Here is a 17134-nt window from a genome sequence, read left to right as displayed (position 1 = left end):
GGACGGACACATCAGCGTGTGAGGATCAGCGCTTCGCCCTGACCGCCTCCCCCGCAGAGTCCGACGGCAGCAGTTCCTCCGCCTCGACGCACGAGTTCGTGCACCGCATGGACCACGAGACGGTTACCGGAGGCCCCGATCGGGTGGCCGATCGCGATGCCCCCTCCGTGGATGTTCACGATGCCCTCATCCAGTCCGAGCTCGGTCTGCGAGCGTGCCACGACAGCACCGAAGGCCTCATTGATCTCCACGACATCGAGATCCGCGGGCGTGATGCCCTGCTTCTGACAGGCGCGCTCGATCGCGCGCGCCGGCTGCGCCTGCAGCGAGTTGTCCGGTCCGGCGGTCTGACCGCTCGCCCCCACCCGGGCCAGGATGGGCCAGCCCTTCGCCTCCGCCGTGCGCCGCGTCGTGACGATCACGGCCGATGCGCCGTCGGAGATCTGGGACGAGTTCCCCGCAGTGATCGAACCGCCCTCGGCGAAGGCGGCACGCAGTCCGGCCAGCGTGTCGACCGTGGTGTCGGGGCGGACCCCCTCGTCTTTCGTGACCCGCAGCGGCTCCCCCCGGCGCTGCGGCACCTCGACCGTCACGATCTCCGCATCGAAGACTCCCGCTTCCTGCGCGGCGGCCGCGCGCTGGTGCGACAGCGCGGCGACGCGATCCTGCGCCTCCCGGGTGAGCTCGAAACGGGCGTTGTGGCGTTCCGTGGACGCGCCCATGCTCTCGCGGTCGTACGCATCGGTGAGACCGTCGTAGGCCATGTGGTCGAGGACCTCGACGCTCCCGTACGTCCAGCCGTCGCGCGAGCCCATGAGCATGTGCGGCGCCCGCGTCATCGATTCCATCCCCGCTGCCACCACCACGTCCGCGTCGCCCGTGGCGATCATCCGCGCCGCGTCGATGATGGCCGTCAATCCGGACAGACACACCTTGTTGACCGAGTGGGCCGGCACATCCCAGCCGATGCCCGCGCCGATCGCCGCCTGGCGCGCCGCGTTCTGCCCCGAGCCCGCGGCCAGCACCTGCCCCACGATCACCGCGTCGATGTCGGCCGGATCGACCGAAGCCTGCGCGAGCGCGCCACGGATCGCGAAGGATCCGAGCTGCGGCGCCGTGAAGGCGGCCAGTTGTCCCTTCAGCCGCCCCTGCGGCGTACGGGCCGCGGAGACGATGACGATGTCGTTCTCGGTGTCGTTCATGGTGCAGGGGTCCTTCCCTCGAGGAGATCCGGGTGGATGGCGAGCGGGGGCTGTGTCGCGTCGACGACCTCGTCGACGGTGACGCCGGGCGCCGTCTCGACGAGGACGAGCCCTTCCTCCGTGACGTCGATCACGGCCAGGTCGGTGATGATCCGATCGACCACCGCACGACCGGTCAACGGGAGTGTGCATTCGTCGACGATCTTGGCCGAGCCGTCCTTCGCGACGTGCTCCATGAGCACGATGACGCGCGCTGCGCCGTGAACGAGATCCATGGCGCCACCCGGCCCCTTGACCATCTTGCCCGGGATCATCCAGTTCGCGAGATCACCGGCGGCAGACACCTGCATGGCACCGAGGACGGCGGCATCGATCTTCCCGCCGCGGATCATGCCGAAGCTCGTGGCCGAGTCGAAGAAGGCGGCGCCCGGGAGGGTCGTGACCGTCTCCTTGCCGGCGTTGATCAGGTCGGGGTCGACGGCCTCTTCCCGGGGGTAGGGTCCGACGCCGAGGATGCCGTTCTCCGACTGCAGCACGACCGTGGTCCCGGCAGGCACATGGTTGGGCACGAGCGTGGGGAGTCCGATCCCGAGGTTCACGTAGGCACCGTCCGGGAGCTCGACTGCGGCTCGGGCAGCCATCTGGTCTCGCGAGAGTGCCATCTCAGGCTCCTTCCACGGCGACGGTCCGCCGTTCGATGCGCTTGGGGATATCGGTGCCGACCTCGACGATGCGGTGCACGAAGACTCCGGGGAGGTGGATGCTGTCGGGGTCGAGCTCGCCCGGCTCCACGAGTCGTTCGACCTGCGCGATGCAGATCCGGCCCGCCATCGCGGCGAGGGGATTGAAGTTGCGTGCGGCCTTGTTGAAGACGAGGTTGCCGTGGCGATCGCCTTGCGCCGCGTGCACGAGCGCGAAGTCGGTGACGATGGCCTCTTCCAGGACGAACTCCTGGGGCACGCCGTCCACGTCGAACGCGCGGACGTCCTTGACGGGAGAGGCGACGGCGATCGAGCCGTCCGAGTTGTATCGACGAGGCAGACCGCCCTCCGCGACCTGGGTGCCCACGCCGGTCTGCGTGTAGAAGGCCGCGATGCCCGAGCCGCCTGCCCGCAGCTTCTCAGCCAGGGTCCCTTGAGGCGTGAGCTCGAGTTCGAGCTCGCCGCTCAAGAACTGGCGCTCGAACTCTTTGTTCTCCCCCACATAGGACGACGTCATCTTCCGGATGCGCTGCGCGGCCAGCAGGACCCCGAGCCCCCAGTCGTCGACGCCGCAGTTGTTGCTCACGACGCTGAGGTCCTTCGTCCCCTGTGCCAGCAGTGCCTCGATCAAGGCGATCGGATTACCGGACAGGCCGAAGCCGCCGACGGCCAGCGAGGCGCCGTCCGGGATGTCGGAGACGGCTTCGGCCGGTGACTCCCATTGTTTGTCGATCACGTCTGCTCCTTCGAAAGCGTGCGTGTCTCCAGCTTCCCCCTCTCCCGGCGCCCGGGGGCAGTCCGTTCTTGTGATGTGGTCACATCCGGAGGTAGCGTCCACAATATGGAATCCCCCGACCGTTCCGTCCCCGGCGCACAGGCGATCGCCCGAGCGGCACGCCTCCTCCGCCTCGTGACGTCTTCCGGCGTGGACGGCGCGAGCCTGCACGACCTCGCCCGCGCCGCCGACCTGTCCCGCTCGACCGCGCACCGTCTCCTGAGCGCACTGCGGGCCGAGGGGCTCGTCGATCGAGACGAGGACAGCACGCTCTGGATGCCCGGCCCTGAGCTGTTCCTCATGGGGTCCGTGGCGGCGGCGCGCTACGACGTGACCGCGCTCGCACGGGACATCGTGCGCTCACTGGCCGTCAAGACCGAGGAGAGCGCGTTCTTCTCGGTGCGCCGTGCGGACGAGACGGTGTGCCTGCTGCGCGAGGAAGGCTCGTTCCCGATCCGCTCCTTCGTCCTGAGCGAAGGAGTCCGGTTCCCCCTCGGTGTGGCGAGTGCAGGGCTCGCGATCCTGGCTTTCCTTCCTGACCACGATGTGGACGCGTATCTCGGCCGGCACCCCGAGCTCGAGAGCGGGTGGGGGCGAGCACACGGCCCCTCCGCTCTGCGCACCCGCCTGACCGAGACGAAGGAGCGCGGATACTCGGTGAACCCCGGCCTGATCGTCGAGGGCAGCTGGGGCATCGGCGCGGCCGTCTTCGATCGCAGCGGGCGACCGGAGTGGGCATTGAGCCTGACGGGCGTGGAGTTCCGATTCGGCCCCGAGCGTCTGGCCGAGCTCGGACGAACCCTTCTCGCGCACGCCCACCAGCTCTCCGCCCGGATCGCCGGCGCCCGACGCTAGATCCATTTACATACCAGCGGGTATATACTCGCTGGTATGAATCGCTCGGATGTCATCCCCTCACTGGTGCTCTCGGGATATGCCCTCGGACGCATCGCCGCTCAGGATGCCGGCAACGAGGCACCCGCTGCACAGTGGCGAGTACTCAGCCTTCTGGAGCAGTCAGGATCGCGACGTGTGGGAGAGCTCGCCGCTGCCGCCCGCACGACCCAGCCCGGGATGACCCGGCTCATCGGGGGCCTGGAACGCGAGGGACTCGTCCTCCGCTCCCCCGACGCCGACGATTCCCGCGCGACCGTCGTCGACATCACGCCGCAGGGCGCCGCCGCCATCGATGCGTGGCGTGCGGAGTTCCGGGAGACGCTGGCGCCTCGATTCGCGGCGTTGAGCGAGGAGGACTGGTCGGCTCTCACTCGTGCGGCGGAGATCCTCGCCGCACACACCGCCACAGAACGAACAGGAGAATCTCGGTGAACACCCCCACCACCTCATCGGTGTGGAAGCAGCCCGCGCAGGTCTGGGCGGTCGCGTTCGCGTGCGTGGTCGCTTTCATGGGCATCGGCCTCGTCGATCCCATCCTTCCCGCGATCGCCGATTCGCTCCAGGCGTCTCCGGTCGAGACGGAACTGCTGTTCACCAGCTATCTCCTCGTCACCGGGCTCGCGATGCTCGTCACCAGCTGGATCTCCAGCCGGATCGGCGCAAAAGCGACCCTGCTGATCGGCCTCGCGCTGATCGTGGTCTTCGCGCTCCTCTGCGCCGTGAGCGGCAGCGTCGACGCGGTCATCGGCTTCCGTGCCGGATGGGGGCTCGGAAACGCGCTGTTCATCTCGACGGCGCTCGCGACCATCGTGGGCGCGGCGTCCGGCGGGAGCAGCGCGGCGATCATCCTGTACGAAGCGGCGCTCGGCCTCGGCATCGCCGTGGGCCCTCTGCTCGGCGGCATCCTCGGCGAGCAGAGCTGGAGGGGACCGTTCTTCGGCGTCGTCGTGCTGATGGCGATCGCCTTCGTCGCCGTGCTCGTGTTGCTCCGCGGTCCGGGTGAGAAGAGGGTGCCGGTGCCGTTCTCCGCTCCGTTCACCGCACTGCGTCGCCCGGCACTCGCGACCCTCGCGATCGCTGCGCTGTTCTACAACATCGGCTTCTTCGTGCTGCTGGCCTTCTCACCGTTCCCCCTCGGCTTCGGCGCGCTCGGCATCGGTCTCACTTTCTTCGGATGGGGAGTCGCCCTCGCCGTCACGAGTGTGTGGGTGGCCCCCGTGCTGATGCGTCGGATACCGCGCACCCGCATCATCCTTCTCGTCCTCCCCTTGCTCGCGGCCGATCTGGTCGTCGCCGGGCTCGTCGTCGGGAGCGCACCGGCCCTGGTGGCGTGCATCGTCATCGGCGGCCTGCTGCTCGGTGTGATGAACACCGTGCTCACCGAGGCTGTGATGGAGGCCACCGATCTCCCGCGCTCGGTCGCGTCCTCCGCGTACTCGGCCGTGCGCTTCCTCGGAGGTGCGATGGCGCCTCCGATCGCCGCCCTGCTGTGGCACGCGTTCAACGCGACGGTGCCGTACCTCTTCGCGGCGGTGTCCGTGTTGCTCGCCGCGCTGACCGTGTTCCTCGGTCGACGCGTTCTCGCACACATCGACGACCAGCCGCAGGACACCGCCACCGAGGATGCGGCCGCGATCCTCGTCGGCGACGCCGGCTGACCAGGAGGACAGGCGGCGGAGCAGCATTGGATATCGTGGGGCGATGAGCGAAGGCACCCTCCTCCCGGAACGCAGCAGGCTCGTGCAGCAGCACCTGGTCGATGCGGGCGTGGACACCACGATCCGTGTCCTTCCCGACTCGGCGCGCACGGCGGCCGAAGCGGCGGCCGCGATCGGATGTGACGTCGCGGCGATCGCGAACAGCCTGGTGTTCCTCGCCGATGGCGAACCCGTCCTCATCATGACCAGCGGCGGACACCGCGCAGACTTCGCCGTCCTGACCGAGAGCATCGGGGCGGCGGAGGTCTCGATGGCACCGGCGTCCGTGGTCCGCGCCGCTACCGGCCAGGCGATCGGCGGCGTGGCGCCCGTCGGACACCCCGCGCCGCTGCGCACCTTCCTCGACGAGGCGCTCCAGGATCACGATGAGCTCTGGGCTGCGGCCGGTCACCCGCACACCGTGATGCCCCTCACCTTCGAGCATCTTCGGGTGATCACGAACGGGGCCGTCATCCCCGTCGCGTAGCACGGGTCGACCGAGCTGCGTCTCACTCCTGACGTCGGCGGGCCCGTGCCCCAGCAAACACCGTCAGAGCGATGCCGAGCAGGAGCGCTGCTCCCCCGCCCCAGAGGTACCCCGCCGGCACGTCTCCACCGGTTGTGGCCAGTGATCCCTGCCCCGTCAGCGGAAGCTCGTTCGGCGGGGTGACCGCGTCGGGCGGGGTGCCCGTGTCGGGCGTGGTCGGCGGAACCACCGGCGGCGTCACTGTGGCGGTGTTCGTGAGCGTGATCGCGATGGCCGCACCCCCGCCGATCGTGAACTGGGCTGACCCATCGGCCCGCCCGCTGACGCCGCTGCCGGAGAACACAGGCGTACCCCACTCGACCCCCTCGACGGCCGGAGGCGTGAGTTCCACGAGGGTGACGAGGGTACCCGCAGGCAACGAAATTCGAGACGTCGCCTCTCCGGCAGCCACCGTGAGCGTCCGCTCCACCGCCGGTTCGCCGTAGCTGTAGCGGACCGTGTAGACCGCGTCGGCCGGAACCTCCGACGAGCCCGATCCTTCGAGAACCTTGGTCAGCGTGAAGTCACCCGACGCGCTGCCGTCGCCTGTGCCCCCGCCCGTGACGCGCCAGGCCAGGTCATTCCGCAGCGTGAGACCGTTCACGTCGGCCACGTTCCCGTAGGTGGCGCCGGCGGCCTGCGAACTCGGCACGGTGAAGTACTTGACGAAGTAGGTGCGCGTCGGGTCGATCGGCCCGGGGATCACGAGATCGAACCCCGTTCCCTCCGCGTTCCAGCCGCCGGTCCAGTTCGACACGTCCTTGGCGTCCTGGTCGAGTCCGTCCGTGCTCCAGACGACGAGCGCCCCATCTTCGTTGTGATGCTCGGCGAACTGGTCGTCGGCCGTGGCCAGCATGTCGTGGATGACGAGGGAATCGACGTTCTGGAACTGTGCGCCGGGAAGGACCAGCTGCCACGCGATCCTGCCGTCGGCCGTCTGCCATGACCACTTCTGCGGTTCCGTGGGCAAGGGCGACGCCGGACCGATCCCGCCACCGGGGACCTCGACGGGCGTGATCTTGCCGTCGACGACGAACTCCACCGTGCTCTCGGTCGTCTGTTCGTCAGCGCTGGCTGCGAACCACAGCGATCCGTTGACTCCCGTGCGTCCGTCCACGAAGTCTGTGAGCGTGCAGGTGACGACGGGGGCGGCGTCGGCGCTCACGGTGCATTCGGCGACGGTCTGACTCGGATCCTCGACGGACGGCACCGAGAACGTCATCCCGGCGCGTCCGAACTGGCTCGGCAGCGTGAATCCGAACTTCTGCCCGTCGACGGCGCCGTCCGGCACCGCCCACTCGGCATCGACACGGATCTGCTGGTACTGCGTGACCGATGATCCCCCGTTCATCGTCGTGACGGTGATCGATGCCGCGTCGATGGCCGCGGGATAGTCGTACTCCGCGGCTGTCGCCGCTCCGGCGCCCACGAACGTCATGACAGCGGTGAGCGCTGTCGCGGCGATGGCCGTGATGGTCGTTCGGCGTGCGCGCGCACGTCCAGGATGTGTGTTCACGTTTCTCCCCAGTTCTCTTGACACGCCACACCCGGATCCTGCTGTCCTACAGCAGCGCATCCGTACGAGGTGCGGCGTATCCCCACGGGGAGAGACGACGTCCTGCCGATTCCGTTACGCGAGTTCACGGAAATCCGTCGGGAGATCTCCGTGAACGACGAAAGGTCCTGAAACTGGCGAGAGTTTCAAGACCTTTCTGGTGCACCCCCTGGGACTTGAACCCAGAACCCACTGATTAAGAGTCAGTTGCTCTGCCGATTGAGCTAGAGGTGCGTGGCCCGGGAGAACCCCGACCGAGGAATTACATTACCAGCCGACGGACCCCATGTGAAATCGGGGTCGCCTCGGGCGCGCCGCCGCCGACTCACGCGGAAACCTGGCCGTTCGACACTCTGGCCACGCCGTCGTGACGACTATTCTGAGACCGTGACCGACTCCCCCCTCACCGACTCCCTTCGCAGCGATCTCGAACTCGCACTCCGCCTCGCCGATGCCGCCGACGCCCAGTCGCTCCGCCGCTTCGACGCCGCCGATCTGGAGATCTCGACCAAGGCTGACAACTCCCACGTGACGGATGCCGACCTCGCCACCGAGCGCGCCATCCGCCGCGTCCTGGAAGCCGAGCGCCCCGAAGACGGCATCTTCGGTGAGGAGTTCGGCGCACAGGGAAGCACCCACCGCCAGTGGATCATCGATCCGATCGACGGCACAGCGAATTTCCTCCGTGGCGTTCCGCTCTGGGGCACGATGATCGCGCTCGCGATCGACGGAGTGCCGCAGGTCGGTGTCGTGAGCATGCCCGCTCTCGGTCGCCGCTGGTGGGCGGCCATGGGTGGCGGAGCCTGGACTGCCACCGAAGGCGAGCCCCGACGGCTGCAGACCTCGGCGGTGGACTCCCTCGACGACGCCAGCGTCAGTTTCCAGAGCATCGCGCAGTGGGCGGACGCCGGTCGTCTCGACACCCTGCTGAGCATCGGCGCACGGGTCTGGCGTGACCGCGCCTACGGTGACGTCTACGCGTACATGCTCCTCGCCGAGGGCCGCATCGACATGGTCGCGGAATTCGGCGTCAAGGAGTACGACATCGCCGCCGCCGTGCCGATCGTCCGAGAAGCAGGTGGCCGGATGACCGCCGTCGACGGAGACGAGACGATCTCGGCGCGCTCGACACTCGCAACCAACGGCCGTCTCCACGACGACTTCCTGACACTCATCAACGACTGATCCGGACGAAAGGGGCCCGCGATGAAGACGCGCATCATGTCCGCCACCGCGGGCGTCGTGCTGCTCATCGCTGCCCTGACCGCGTGTGCGGCACCGGAGGCCTCGCCGGCCACGCCTACTCCGGATCGAGTGACCCCGAGTCCCGTGGCGACTCCCGAGCCGGCAGCATCGACGGCGCCCGAGCCTCCTGCCGAGGAGCTCACGTGCGAGTCCATGATCTCGGCGGGGACGGTCACCGCTCTCACGGACGCCGGATGGACCGCACAGTCCAAGGAGTTCGTCGTGGGCGGCGTCGAACTCACCGACGGCCTGCTGTGCTTCTGGGCCGACTACAGCGTCGGTTCCGATCACGGTCAGCTCTACGGCTGGTCGCCGACGACATCGGAAGAAGCCGCCGACGCGCAGGCCGGTCTCCTCGCCGAAGGGTGGAAGCGTGAGGACGACGCCGCGGGCGTCTACTTCACCGAGGACCCTCAGTACTCGATGGGAACCGATGCGGACGGGTATGGGATGACCTACCTGTTCGGCGACGGATGGGTGAAGTTCGCCGACACCAGGCAGGGCCTGATCCTCGTCGAGTGGACGGGCTGAAGACGTCGCTACGGCCGCGCGGCGCCCATCGAGCTCTCTCTGATGCGTCCGAATCCCCGCGCGACCGGGGGTGACCACATCAGCGTGATGAGGGTCGCAGCCACCAGCACCGTCACCGCCGCACCCCAGTCCCACCGCTCGCCGAAGACGATGACGACGGCGTTGAGCGCGATGGCGACCCCGAGGAAGATCGTGAGCATGAGCCGCGAGAGTCCACTGCCACGACGTATTCCGGCAGCGACCGCGAGCACCAGAAGGCCGAACAAGGCGATCGCCGCACCGGCGAGGGAGAACGCCGACGTGCTCACATCCGGGTCGTAGCGACCGAGGAAGACGAGGATGCCGAAGCCCGTCGCGAGGACACCGAACGCATACGCGAGCACCACGACCACCGTCGTGATGATGCCCGCAACGACGCGAGCCGGAGGGGTCGTCGCCGTCGACGGCCGCGCGATGACCCGCGTGGTCGCGGCCGTCTTCGGGCTCAGGACGAGGCGGCGGTGAAGCAGACGCACCACCTCTATCGCGGCGACCATCACGATCGTGATCCCCGTGAGCGCGATGGCGAGGTCTTCTCCCGGGTCGACCAGCACGAAGAACTCTCGGGCGAGCGGGATGGTGAAGACCGCGATCAGCAGGACGAACATCGCCCCCACGACGATCACCTTGAACCGGTTGAGCGGACGTGCGAGCACCGCCAAGATCCAGATCCCGACCACAGCGAGGATCACGGTGGCCCCCGTCCGCAGCTGTTCCTCGTGGACTCCGAGGCCTCGCGCGACGAAGGTGTACCAGGTCAGGCCCAGGGCGACCACGACTCCCGAAGGGATCGCGAAGCTCAGCGAACGTCGTAGGAACCCCGGCACGTACCGGGCCGCGTTGGGCATGAGCGCGAGGAAGAAGGCGGGAATGCCGATCGTCAGGCCATCGGTGATCGACAGTTGGCGCGGCAGGAAGGGGAACTCGAGCACGAGCACTCCGAACATGATCGCGAGCAGTGTCGCGTACACGGTCTTGTTCAGGAAGAGCATCGACACGCGTTCGATGTTCGCGATCACCTGACGCCCTTCCGCGACGACATCGGGCAGGTGCGAGAACTGTCCGTCGAGGAGGACGAGCCTGGCGACCGCCTTGGTGGCGGGCGATCCGGAGTTCATGGCGATGCCGATGTCCGCAGCCTTGATCGCCAGGGCGTCGTTGACGCCGTCGCCCGTCATCGCGACCGTGTGCCCGTGGCTCTGCAACGCCGTGACCATGCGCTTCTTCTGCTCGGGGGTGACGCGCCCGAAGACCGAGTGCTGATCGAGGACGTCGGCGAGTTCGGCATCGCCTTCCGGCAGCCGCCGTGCGTCGTAGCCCTCCGCGACGTCGAGGCCGACTTCCCGGGCGATCGCAGCCACCGTGCGCGGGTTGTCGCCGGAGATGATCCGGATGCCGACCTCCTGCCGTGTGAAGTACTCGAGGGTCTGCGCCGCGTCGGGCCTGACCTGCTCGCGGAAAGTGAGGACGAGGACGGCCGTCAGCTCACTCGGAAGCTGCTCGGACTCGATGTCCGCCTCGGACAGCGGAGTCTCCGAACGACCGAGGACCAGAGTGCGCCGACCGGTCTCGGCGAGGGTGGTGACCATGCGTCCGAGTTCGGTCGCGTCCGACGTCGCCGCGTCTCCGAAGACCATCTCGGGTGCCCCCATCACCCAGGCCCCGGGGATCTCCGAGAACGTCACCGCGCTCCACTTGCGCGCCGAGGAGAACGGAACGTATCCGCGCACGACGAGGGGCTGCGTGACCGGATACGCCGTGGCCATCGATCGCGCCGTCGCGTTCGCATCCGGCGAGGCGGCGAACCAGGACAGCACCGCCGCGGCGGTGCCGGAGAGCTCTGTCGTGCTTCCGGCGAGGGGATGCGCCGCATCGAAGCCGATCTCCCCGACGGTCAGGGTGCCGGTCTTGTCGAGGCACACGACATCGACGCGCGCGAGGCCCTCGACGGCGGGGAGCTCATTGACCAGCACCTGTCGACGCGCCAGTCTCGATGCCCCGACGGCGAAGGCGATGCTCGTCATCAGCACCAGGCCGAGCGGGATCATCGCGGTCAGCGCCGCGATCGTGTTCACGACCGCCTGCACCCATGCGCCGCTCGAGAACACCATGGCGTATCCTCCACCGACGATGATCTGAGCGTTCAGCACCAGCAGCCCGACCGGGCCGATCACCCAGCTCACCCATTTCAGAACGCGGTCGACCGAAGCGCGGAGCTCGCTCGAGACGAGGGAGAAGCGCTTGGCCTCGCCGGCGAAGCGGTTCGCATACGAGTCCGCCCCCACTCGGGTCGCCTGAGCAGTCCCTTCGCCGCCGACGACGACAGCACCCGAGAGAGCATCGTCGCTCGGTTGCTTCTCCACCGGATCCGACTCGCCCGTGAGCATCGACTCGTCGATCTGGAGTCCATGCGACGTGAGGATGCGGGCATCAGCCGGCACCTGTTCGCCGGCGCGCAGGATGAGCACATCGTCCAGGACCACTTCGCCGGGTGCGACCTCGGCTTGCACGCCCTCTCGGAGCACCAACGCTCGTGGCGCATTCATCAGCGCGAGGCGGTCGAGCGCGGACTTCGCGCGGAACTCCTGCACGCATCCGATGATCGCGTTCGCGAAGGCAGCGAGTCCGAACAGCGCATCCTGCCAGCGCCCCACGAGGAACAGCACGAGGAAACAGGCGAAGACGATGCCGTTGAAGAGCGTGAACACATTCGCCCGCACGATGCTCCACGCGCTTCGGCTCGTGTCCGCCGAGAACGCGTTCGTCTTCCCGGACGCGACACGCTCTGCGACCTCCGTGCGCGTCAGACCGTTCGTGTCCGTTTCGGTCGTCGACTCCACAGACCTCAATATAGGCCCCTGTAAAGGATGCCCGTCGGATGGCTTCTGTTCTCCCCGGCCCCGACCACGCTGGCTGATGAGAAGCCGGACACACAGCGAAGCCCGCCTCCCTCGTGGCTACGAGGGAGGCGGGCTTCAATTCCTGTGACAACGACGTGGTGGAGCTGGGGGGAATCGAACCCCCGTCCAACGCTGAGTCTCCACGCCTTCTCCGGGCGCAGTCTGTGAAGATGTTCTGCTCGGCTCCGACCTTTGTCACAGACACCTAAGTCGACGAGCCCAGCCTGGGAAGAGTCCCACGTGACGTCCAGACGCCATCACGCAGCAAGATTCCTAGATGACGCCAGGATCCGTATCGGAATCACATACGGCCTGACGGACTATCGGGCTCGCTTATGCAGCGAGGGCGAAGTCGTTGCGCTTGGTTTCGGCAACTATTTTTTTGCAGAGAGCGTTTACGAGATAACTCTGCATCCTCGGCCCGCTTCTCGTGGATTCACAGGCGCTGTCGAAACCGATCAGCCCCGTGGTCCTTCTCTCGAAGGAGCCGTTGTCACACTATGGAATTGCCAACCCGGATGACGAACACCCGAGCATCTCAGACTACAACGTTCGACGGCTCTCCGCCATTCCGCAGGGCGTGATGAGCTGGCGTAGAGTCGGCCCATGAGTGAAGTCACCGTCACCGTCCGCGGCGAGCACGAGAGGCGCGTCGCACCGGAGAGAGCAACCATCCGCGTGAGCGTCCGCAGCGAGGGGCCGGAGCGGACGGTCGTCCTCGAACATGTGATGCGACTGGCCGACCCTGTGCGAACCAGCATCACCGAGCGAGCCGACGCGGGCAGCATCGTGGACTGGACCAGCACTCGTCTCTCGGTGCGTGCGGAGCGGCCGTGGAGCAACGACGGCAAGCGCCTCGCACCCGTGTTCTACGCCAGCGTCGACTTCACCGCGACCTTCGCGGAAGCTCCCGAGCTTTCGATCTGGACCTCCGACATCTCGCCGTGGGACGGCGTCGAGGTGGGCGGGGTCGAGTGGCATCTGACCCCCGAAACCCGGACGCAGGTCGAACAAGAGGTCGCTGCGGAAGCTGTCGGCGTCGCCGTCACACGGGCTCAGGCGTACGCCGGGGCGCTCGGACTGGAGCAGGTCACCCCCATCGAGATCGCCGACGCGGGCTTGATCTCGAAGGCTCAGGGCTCCGCAGAGGCGCCGCTGATGAAGGCGCGCGGAGGTATCGCTTTCGCTGCCGACGCCGGCCCCGTGATGGAGTACGAACCGGACGAGATCGTCATCTCGGCGACCGTCGAGGCCCGCTTCCTCGCCCGCTGACCCGGATCACTCCGGCGTCGCGAAGGGAGCGAGCTCCGCCGCGAGACGCTCGGACACCCGAGCATGAACGGCGGTTCCCTCCTCCCGATGATCCACGGCGAGCAACAACCCGGACTCGTGGATCGCGGCTACCAGGTCGCCGCGATCGTAGGGGATCACCGCGTGGACCTCGACTGCCGGCTTCGGGAGTGCGTCCTCGATGGCGGCACGCAGCTCCGCGATTCCCTCGCCGGACCGTGACGACACGAAGTGCGCGTGCGGCTGGAGGCCGCGGAGCACCAGACGCTCGTCCTCGTCGATCAGATCCGCCTTGTTGAAGACCACGATCTCGGGCAGATCCCGTACGCCGACATCACCGAGCACGTCGCGCACGGTCTGAAGCTGACCCGCCGGGTCGGCGTGCGAGCCGTCGACGACGTGGAGCACGACGTCGGCTTCGCCGACCTCTTCCAGCGTCGAACGGAAGGCCTCGACGAGCTGATGCGGCAGGTCACGGACGAATCCGACGGTGTCGGTCAACGTGTACACGCGTCCGTCCTCCGTCTCGGATCGGCGCACCGTGGCATCGAGCGTCGCGAACAGCGCGTTCTCGACCAGCACCCCGGCGCTCGTGAGCGCATTGAGCAGACTCGACTTGCCGGCGTTCGTGTACCCCGCGATCGCGACCGACGGAATCGTGTTGCGCTTGCGCTCGGCGCGCTTCGCCTCACGAGCCGGGCCGAAGTCTCGGATCTGGCGCCGCAGCAGAGCCATCTTGGTCCGGATCCGCCGACGGTCGAGTTCGATCTTGGTCTCACCGGGACCGCGCGAGCCCATGCCCGCGCCGCCGGCACCCACCTGCCCACCGGCCTGACGACTCATCGAGTCACCCCATCCGCGCAGACGCGGAAGCAGGTATTCCAGCTGCGCGAGCTCGACCTGGGCCTTGCCCTCACGGCTCTTCGCGTGCTGGCTGAAGATGTCGAGGATCACCGTGGTGCGGTCGATGACCTTGACCTTGACGACGTCTTCGAGTGCACGACGCTGGCTCGGCGCGAGCTCCGTGTCGGCGATCACGGTGTCAGCGCCCACGGCGGCGACGATGTCTTTGAGTTCCTGCGCCTTGCCGCGACCGAGATACGTGGCGGCATCGGGATGCGGCCGGCGCTGAAGCACGCCATCGAGCACCACGGCACCGGCGGTCTCCGCCAACGCCGCGAGTTCACGGAGAGAGTTCTCCGCGTCCTCCTGCGCGCCCTGCGGGTACACACCGACGAGGACGACGTTCTCCAGACGCAGCTGCCGGTACTCGACCTCGGTGACGTCCTCGAGTTCTGTCGAAAGCCCGCCGACGCGACGAAGCGCGTGACGGTCTTCGAGGTCCCACTGCGCACCATCGGTGCTGCCGTGGGAGGCCGTCGATTCATCCTGCAGCGCCTGTGCTGCGCCGAACACGTGCACGTCGGAACGCTTCTCTGCGCTCGCGAGTACGCGATCGACGGTGTGGTCGTCGGTGGAGGGGGTGGTGGTCTCCGTCATCCGTTCCTTGTCTCTGGGTTCGTAGCGAGCCTTAACCTTAGCCCGCGCTGTCCGGTACGCTCGCCCTATGGGGTCCGATCACTACTTCACTGCGGCCCCGGCAAGCCCCGAGAACCTTCGTAAGATCCGCGTATCGCTCGCAGGTCGAGAGCTCGAACTCACCACCGCCGGTGGTGTCTTCAGCCCGGATCGTCTCGACGCCGGCACTGCAGTGCTCCTCGCCAACACGCCTCCGGTTCCTCCGGGCGGCGACCTTCTCGACCTCGGGAGCGGTTGGGGTCCTGTCACGATCTCGATGGCCCTCGCCTCTCCCCATGCGACAGTGTGGGCCGTCGACGTGAATGAGCGCGCCCTGGATCTCGTCCGCCGCAACGCGGCTGCTCTCGGGCTCACCAATGTCAACGCATCTCTGCCCGACGATGTTCCCGCGCACGTGTCGTTCCGCACGATCCGCTCGAACCCGCCCATCCGCGTCGGCAAGAACGAGCTCCACGGGCTGTTGGAACGGTGGATCCCGCGACTCGACGAGCGCAGCGACGCGTGGCTCGTGGTGCAGCGGAACCTCGGGGCCGACTCGCTGCAACGCTGGATCGGCGCGACGTTCCATCCGGGCTACAGCGTCTTCCGGACCGCCACCGGCAAGGGGTACCGGATCCTGAAGGTCCGTAAGCACGGCACGCCCCCGACGGAGCCGATCGCACTCTCCGAGTTGTGACCGTCGCCGTCGTCTTGGACGACGGTCAGACGAGGTCGACCTCGCCCTGGAACACCAGCTGGGCCGGGCCTGAGAGCGCGACGTGCTCCCCGTCCTCGGCCGGGAACATGCGTACGCCGAGGGTGCCGCCCGGCACTTCCACCTGCCAGTTGTTCGGCGCCTTCTCCCCCGCCCAGTAGCGCACGGCCAGCGCTGTCGCGGCGACGCCGGTACCGCAGCTGAGGGTCTCGCCCACACCCCGCTCATGGACGCGCATGCTCACGTGTCCGACGCCATCGCGCACGAGCGGCTCCCCTGGCACGACGAACTCGACGTTCGCCCCCTCGGGAAGCGAAGGATCGAGATCAGGTGCGCGGTGCAGCTCGAGGCCAGCGAGCTCGGCCTCCGAGGCGAGCGCCACGACGACGTGCGGATTGCCGACATCGATCCCGAGGCCGGGACGCGTGACGGGGAGCCCGTCGACACGCACGAGCGGGTCGTCGCCCGAGAGCTTCCAACGGCCGAGGTCGACCTGGTATCCGGTCGCGCTTCGAGTCACGTCGCGCACACCGGCCCGCGTACCGATGGGCAGGGTGGATCCTGGCTCGATGGTCGCGAGACCGGAGCGAACCAGGTAGTGCGCGAACACCCGGATGCCGTTGCCGCACATCTCGGCGAGCGAACCGTCGGCGTTCCGGTAATCCATGAACCACTCGGCAGCAGGTTCCTCCGCCAGCGCGGCCTCGCCATCGGGGATCGCCTCGGATCGGACGACGCGGAGGATGCCGTCCGCACCGATACCGAAGTGGCGGTCGCAGAGGACGGTGACCTGTTCCACCGTCAGATCGAGCGCCCCGTCAGGGTCAGCGATGATGATGAAGTCGTTGCCCGTGCCGTGCCCTTTGGTGAATGCGACCATGCCCCCAGTCTAGAGAGCGGGGCTAGGCGTCGGAGACGAGACGCTTTCCCGTGTTGGCCACGGTAAACCGCTCGTACCCGGTCTACTCCGGCGCACCGGAGGTCGGTGACTCGGTCGACACGCTCACGCGGACACCACGGAATAGCGTCCACACAGGAAGTTCCGATTGCGCGCGACCTCCATGAGCTCGAGGTCGAGCCTGCGCGGGAGCAAAGGTGCGCCGGAGCCCAGCGTCACGGGCGCATACTGCACCCAGACCTCGTCCAGCAGCCCCGCATCGGCGAACTGACCCGCAAGGTCTCCCCCGCCGACGATCCAGATGTCCTGATCGCCCGCCGCCGCCGACATCTCGGCATGAACGCTCTGCACGTCCTGCTGGGTCAGCCGCACCTCGGCGTTCTTCGGGAGTTCGAGTTCACGGTGGGAGAACACCCAGGTCGGCTGGCTGTAGCCCCATCGACCCTCTTCGTGGCGCATGACCCACTCGTATGTCGATGACCCCATGGCCAGGGCGCCGACGTTCTTCTCGAACGCGTTGTACCCCATCGGACCATCGGGATCGACATCCTGCGTCAGCAACCAATCGAGCGAATGCTCGTCTGTCGCGATGAACCCGTCGAGGCTGGAGGCGGTGAAGAAATGGGTGACCATGCCCTCAGCCTC

16 protein-coding genes, 1 tRNA gene and 1 other RNA gene are annotated in these 17134 nt (G+C 67.7%); 8 read left to right on the top strand and 10 right to left on the bottom strand.

Annotated features, from left to right (window positions below; all coding sequences use genetic code 11):
• Nucleotides 1–11 precede the first annotated feature (11 nt).
• The 3 genes from FGL91_RS12570 to FGL91_RS12560 are packed head-to-tail and all read right to left on the bottom strand — an operon-like array spanning nucleotide 12 to nucleotide 2639.
• Nucleotides 12–1202, bottom strand: coding sequence for an acetyl-CoA C-acetyltransferase (locus FGL91_RS12570; RefSeq protein WP_153243964.1), 1191 nt, complete (start codon nucleotides 1200–1202; stop codon nucleotides 12–14).
• Nucleotides 1199–1864, bottom strand: coding sequence for a CoA transferase subunit B (locus tag FGL91_RS12565; protein ID WP_194239215.1), 666 nt, complete (start codon nucleotides 1862–1864; stop codon nucleotides 1199–1201). The genes FGL91_RS12570 and FGL91_RS12565 overlap by 4 nt, the downstream gene beginning before the upstream one ends.
• Before the next feature lies 1 nt (nucleotide 1865).
• Complete coding sequence (locus tag FGL91_RS12560) at nucleotides 1866–2639, bottom strand: CoA transferase subunit A (protein ID WP_153243963.1); 774 nt, start codon at nucleotides 2637–2639, stop codon at nucleotides 1866–1868.
• 105 nt (nucleotides 2640–2744) lie between these two features.
• Between FGL91_RS12560 and FGL91_RS12555 the strand changes: the two genes are divergently transcribed.
• From FGL91_RS12555 to FGL91_RS12540, 4 genes are read left to right on the top strand one after another with little or no spacing between them, the layout of a single operon-like run.
• Nucleotides 2745–3533 carry an IclR family transcriptional regulator gene (locus FGL91_RS12555; RefSeq protein ID WP_134353599.1) on the top strand — a complete coding sequence of 263 codons (789 nt, stop codon included), beginning with the start codon at nucleotides 2745–2747 and terminating at the stop codon, nucleotides 3531–3533.
• 36 nt (nucleotides 3534–3569) lie between these two features.
• On the top strand, nucleotides 3570–4007 hold the full coding sequence (locus FGL91_RS12550) for a MarR family winged helix-turn-helix transcriptional regulator (RefSeq protein ID WP_047519251.1): 438 nt from the start codon (nucleotides 3570–3572) through the stop codon (nucleotides 4005–4007).
• Nucleotides 3998–5233, top strand: coding sequence for an MFS transporter (locus FGL91_RS12545; protein WP_153244739.1), 1236 nt, complete (start codon nucleotides 3998–4000; stop codon nucleotides 5231–5233). Before FGL91_RS12550 ends, FGL91_RS12545 begins: the two co-directional genes overlap by 10 nt.
• Before the next feature lie 43 nt (nucleotides 5234–5276).
• Nucleotides 5277–5759: a YbaK/EbsC family protein gene (locus tag FGL91_RS12540; RefSeq protein ID WP_153243962.1), complete on the top strand. Its 483-nt coding sequence runs from the start codon at nucleotides 5277–5279 to the stop codon at nucleotides 5757–5759.
• Nucleotides 5760–5781: 22 nt separating this feature from the next.
• Here the strand turns inward: FGL91_RS12540 and FGL91_RS12535 are convergent, their stop codons facing one another.
• Together FGL91_RS12535 and FGL91_RS12530 are read right to left on the bottom strand one after the other, a co-directional pair.
• A complete protein-coding gene (locus FGL91_RS12535) occupies nucleotides 5782–7314 on the bottom strand; it encodes an Ig-like domain-containing protein (RefSeq protein ID WP_153243961.1) in 1533 nt (510 codons plus the stop codon).
• Nucleotides 7315–7511: 197 nt separating this feature from the next.
• Nucleotides 7512–7587: transfer RNA gene (locus FGL91_RS12530), tRNA-Lys, on the bottom strand.
• Nucleotides 7588–7740: 153 nt separating this feature from the next.
• On the opposite strand from FGL91_RS12530, the gene FGL91_RS12525 reads away from it, so the two are divergent.
• Both FGL91_RS12525 and FGL91_RS12520 read left to right on the top strand, forming a co-directional pair.
• On the top strand, nucleotides 7741–8538 hold the full coding sequence (locus FGL91_RS12525; protein ID WP_153243960.1) for an inositol monophosphatase family protein: 798 nt from the start codon (nucleotides 7741–7743) through the stop codon (nucleotides 8536–8538).
• Between the two features lie 21 nt (nucleotides 8539–8559).
• Nucleotides 8560–9129, top strand: coding sequence for a hypothetical protein (locus FGL91_RS12520; protein ID WP_131490880.1), 570 nt, complete (start codon nucleotides 8560–8562; stop codon nucleotides 9127–9129).
• Between the two features lie 8 nt (nucleotides 9130–9137).
• On the opposite strand, the gene FGL91_RS12515 is transcribed toward FGL91_RS12520, so the two are convergent.
• Both FGL91_RS12515 and ssrA read right to left on the bottom strand, forming a co-directional pair.
• Complete coding sequence (locus FGL91_RS12515; RefSeq protein WP_153243959.1) at nucleotides 9138–12008, bottom strand: HAD-IC family P-type ATPase; 2871 nt, start codon at nucleotides 12006–12008, stop codon at nucleotides 9138–9140.
• Between the two features lie 156 nt (nucleotides 12009–12164).
• Nucleotides 12165–12534, bottom strand: a transfer-messenger RNA (tmRNA) gene (gene ssrA / locus FGL91_RS12510).
• Between the two features lie 140 nt (nucleotides 12535–12674).
• Between ssrA and FGL91_RS12505 the strand changes: the two genes are divergently transcribed.
• Nucleotides 12675–13340, top strand: coding sequence for an SIMPL domain-containing protein (locus FGL91_RS12505; protein WP_131490878.1), 666 nt, complete (start codon nucleotides 12675–12677; stop codon nucleotides 13338–13340).
• 6 nt (nucleotides 13341–13346) lie between these two features.
• Here the strand turns inward: FGL91_RS12505 and hflX are convergent, their stop codons facing one another.
• On the bottom strand, nucleotides 13347–14858 hold the full coding sequence (gene hflX, locus FGL91_RS12500) for a GTPase HflX (protein ID WP_153243958.1): 1512 nt from the start codon (nucleotides 14856–14858) through the stop codon (nucleotides 13347–13349).
• A 67-nt stretch (nucleotides 14859–14925) separates the two neighbouring features.
• Between hflX and FGL91_RS12495 the strand changes: the two genes are divergently transcribed.
• Nucleotides 14926–15573: a class I SAM-dependent methyltransferase gene (locus FGL91_RS12495; protein ID WP_047519272.1), complete on the top strand. Its 648-nt coding sequence runs from the start codon at nucleotides 14926–14928 to the stop codon at nucleotides 15571–15573.
• A gap of 25 nt (nucleotides 15574–15598) precedes the next feature.
• Here FGL91_RS12495 and dapF read toward each other — a convergent pair whose 3' ends face one another.
• A complete protein-coding gene (gene dapF / locus FGL91_RS12490) occupies nucleotides 15599–16471 on the bottom strand; it encodes a diaminopimelate epimerase (protein ID WP_131490877.1) in 873 nt (290 codons plus the stop codon).
• A 123-nt stretch (nucleotides 16472–16594) separates the two neighbouring features.
• Complete coding sequence (locus tag FGL91_RS12485; RefSeq protein WP_153243957.1) at nucleotides 16595–17122, bottom strand: dihydrofolate reductase family protein; 528 nt, start codon at nucleotides 17120–17122, stop codon at nucleotides 16595–16597.
• Nucleotides 17123–17134 lie beyond the last annotated feature (12 nt).

Source organism: Microbacterium sp. CBA3102, from assembly GCF_007954505.1.
In the GTDB taxonomy this organism is placed as follows: Bacteria; Actinomycetota; Actinomycetes; order Actinomycetales; family Microbacteriaceae; genus Microbacterium; species Microbacterium aurugineum.
The sequence above is the reverse complement of the archived record's forward strand: the minus strand, read 5'-3'. Positions and strand labels throughout refer to the sequence as shown.

Excerpts from the sequence above, each read along its gene's own strand:
- hflX (WP_153243958.1), bottom strand. The coding sequence starts at position 14,858 with ATGACGGAGACCACCACCCCCTCCACCGACGACCACACCGTCGATCGC.
- FGL91_RS12565 (WP_194239215.1), bottom strand. The coding sequence starts at position 1,864 with ATGGCACTCTCGCGAGACCAGATGGCTGCCCGAGCCGCAGTCGAGCTC.
- FGL91_RS12485 (WP_153243957.1), bottom strand. The coding sequence starts at position 17,122 with ATGGTCACCCATTTCTTCACCGCCTCCAGCCTCGACGGGTTCATCGCG.
- FGL91_RS12570 (WP_153243964.1), bottom strand. The coding sequence starts at position 1,202 with ATGAACGACACCGAGAACGACATCGTCATCGTCTCCGCGGCCCGTACG.
- dapF (WP_131490877.1), bottom strand. The coding sequence starts at position 16,471 with ATGGTCGCATTCACCAAAGGGCACGGCACGGGCAACGACTTCATCATC.
- FGL91_RS12505 (WP_131490878.1), top strand. The coding sequence starts at position 12,675 with ATGAGTGAAGTCACCGTCACCGTCCGCGGCGAGCACGAGAGGCGCGTC.
- FGL91_RS12495 (WP_047519272.1), top strand. The coding sequence starts at position 14,926 with ATGGGGTCCGATCACTACTTCACTGCGGCCCCGGCAAGCCCCGAGAAC.
- FGL91_RS12540 (WP_153243962.1), top strand. The coding sequence starts at position 5,277 with ATGAGCGAAGGCACCCTCCTCCCGGAACGCAGCAGGCTCGTGCAGCAG.
- FGL91_RS12550 (WP_047519251.1), top strand. The coding sequence starts at position 3,570 with ATGAATCGCTCGGATGTCATCCCCTCACTGGTGCTCTCGGGATATGCC.
- FGL91_RS12555 (WP_134353599.1), top strand. The coding sequence starts at position 2,745 with ATGGAATCCCCCGACCGTTCCGTCCCCGGCGCACAGGCGATCGCCCGA.
- FGL91_RS12520 (WP_131490880.1), top strand. The coding sequence starts at position 8,560 with ATGAAGACGCGCATCATGTCCGCCACCGCGGGCGTCGTGCTGCTCATC.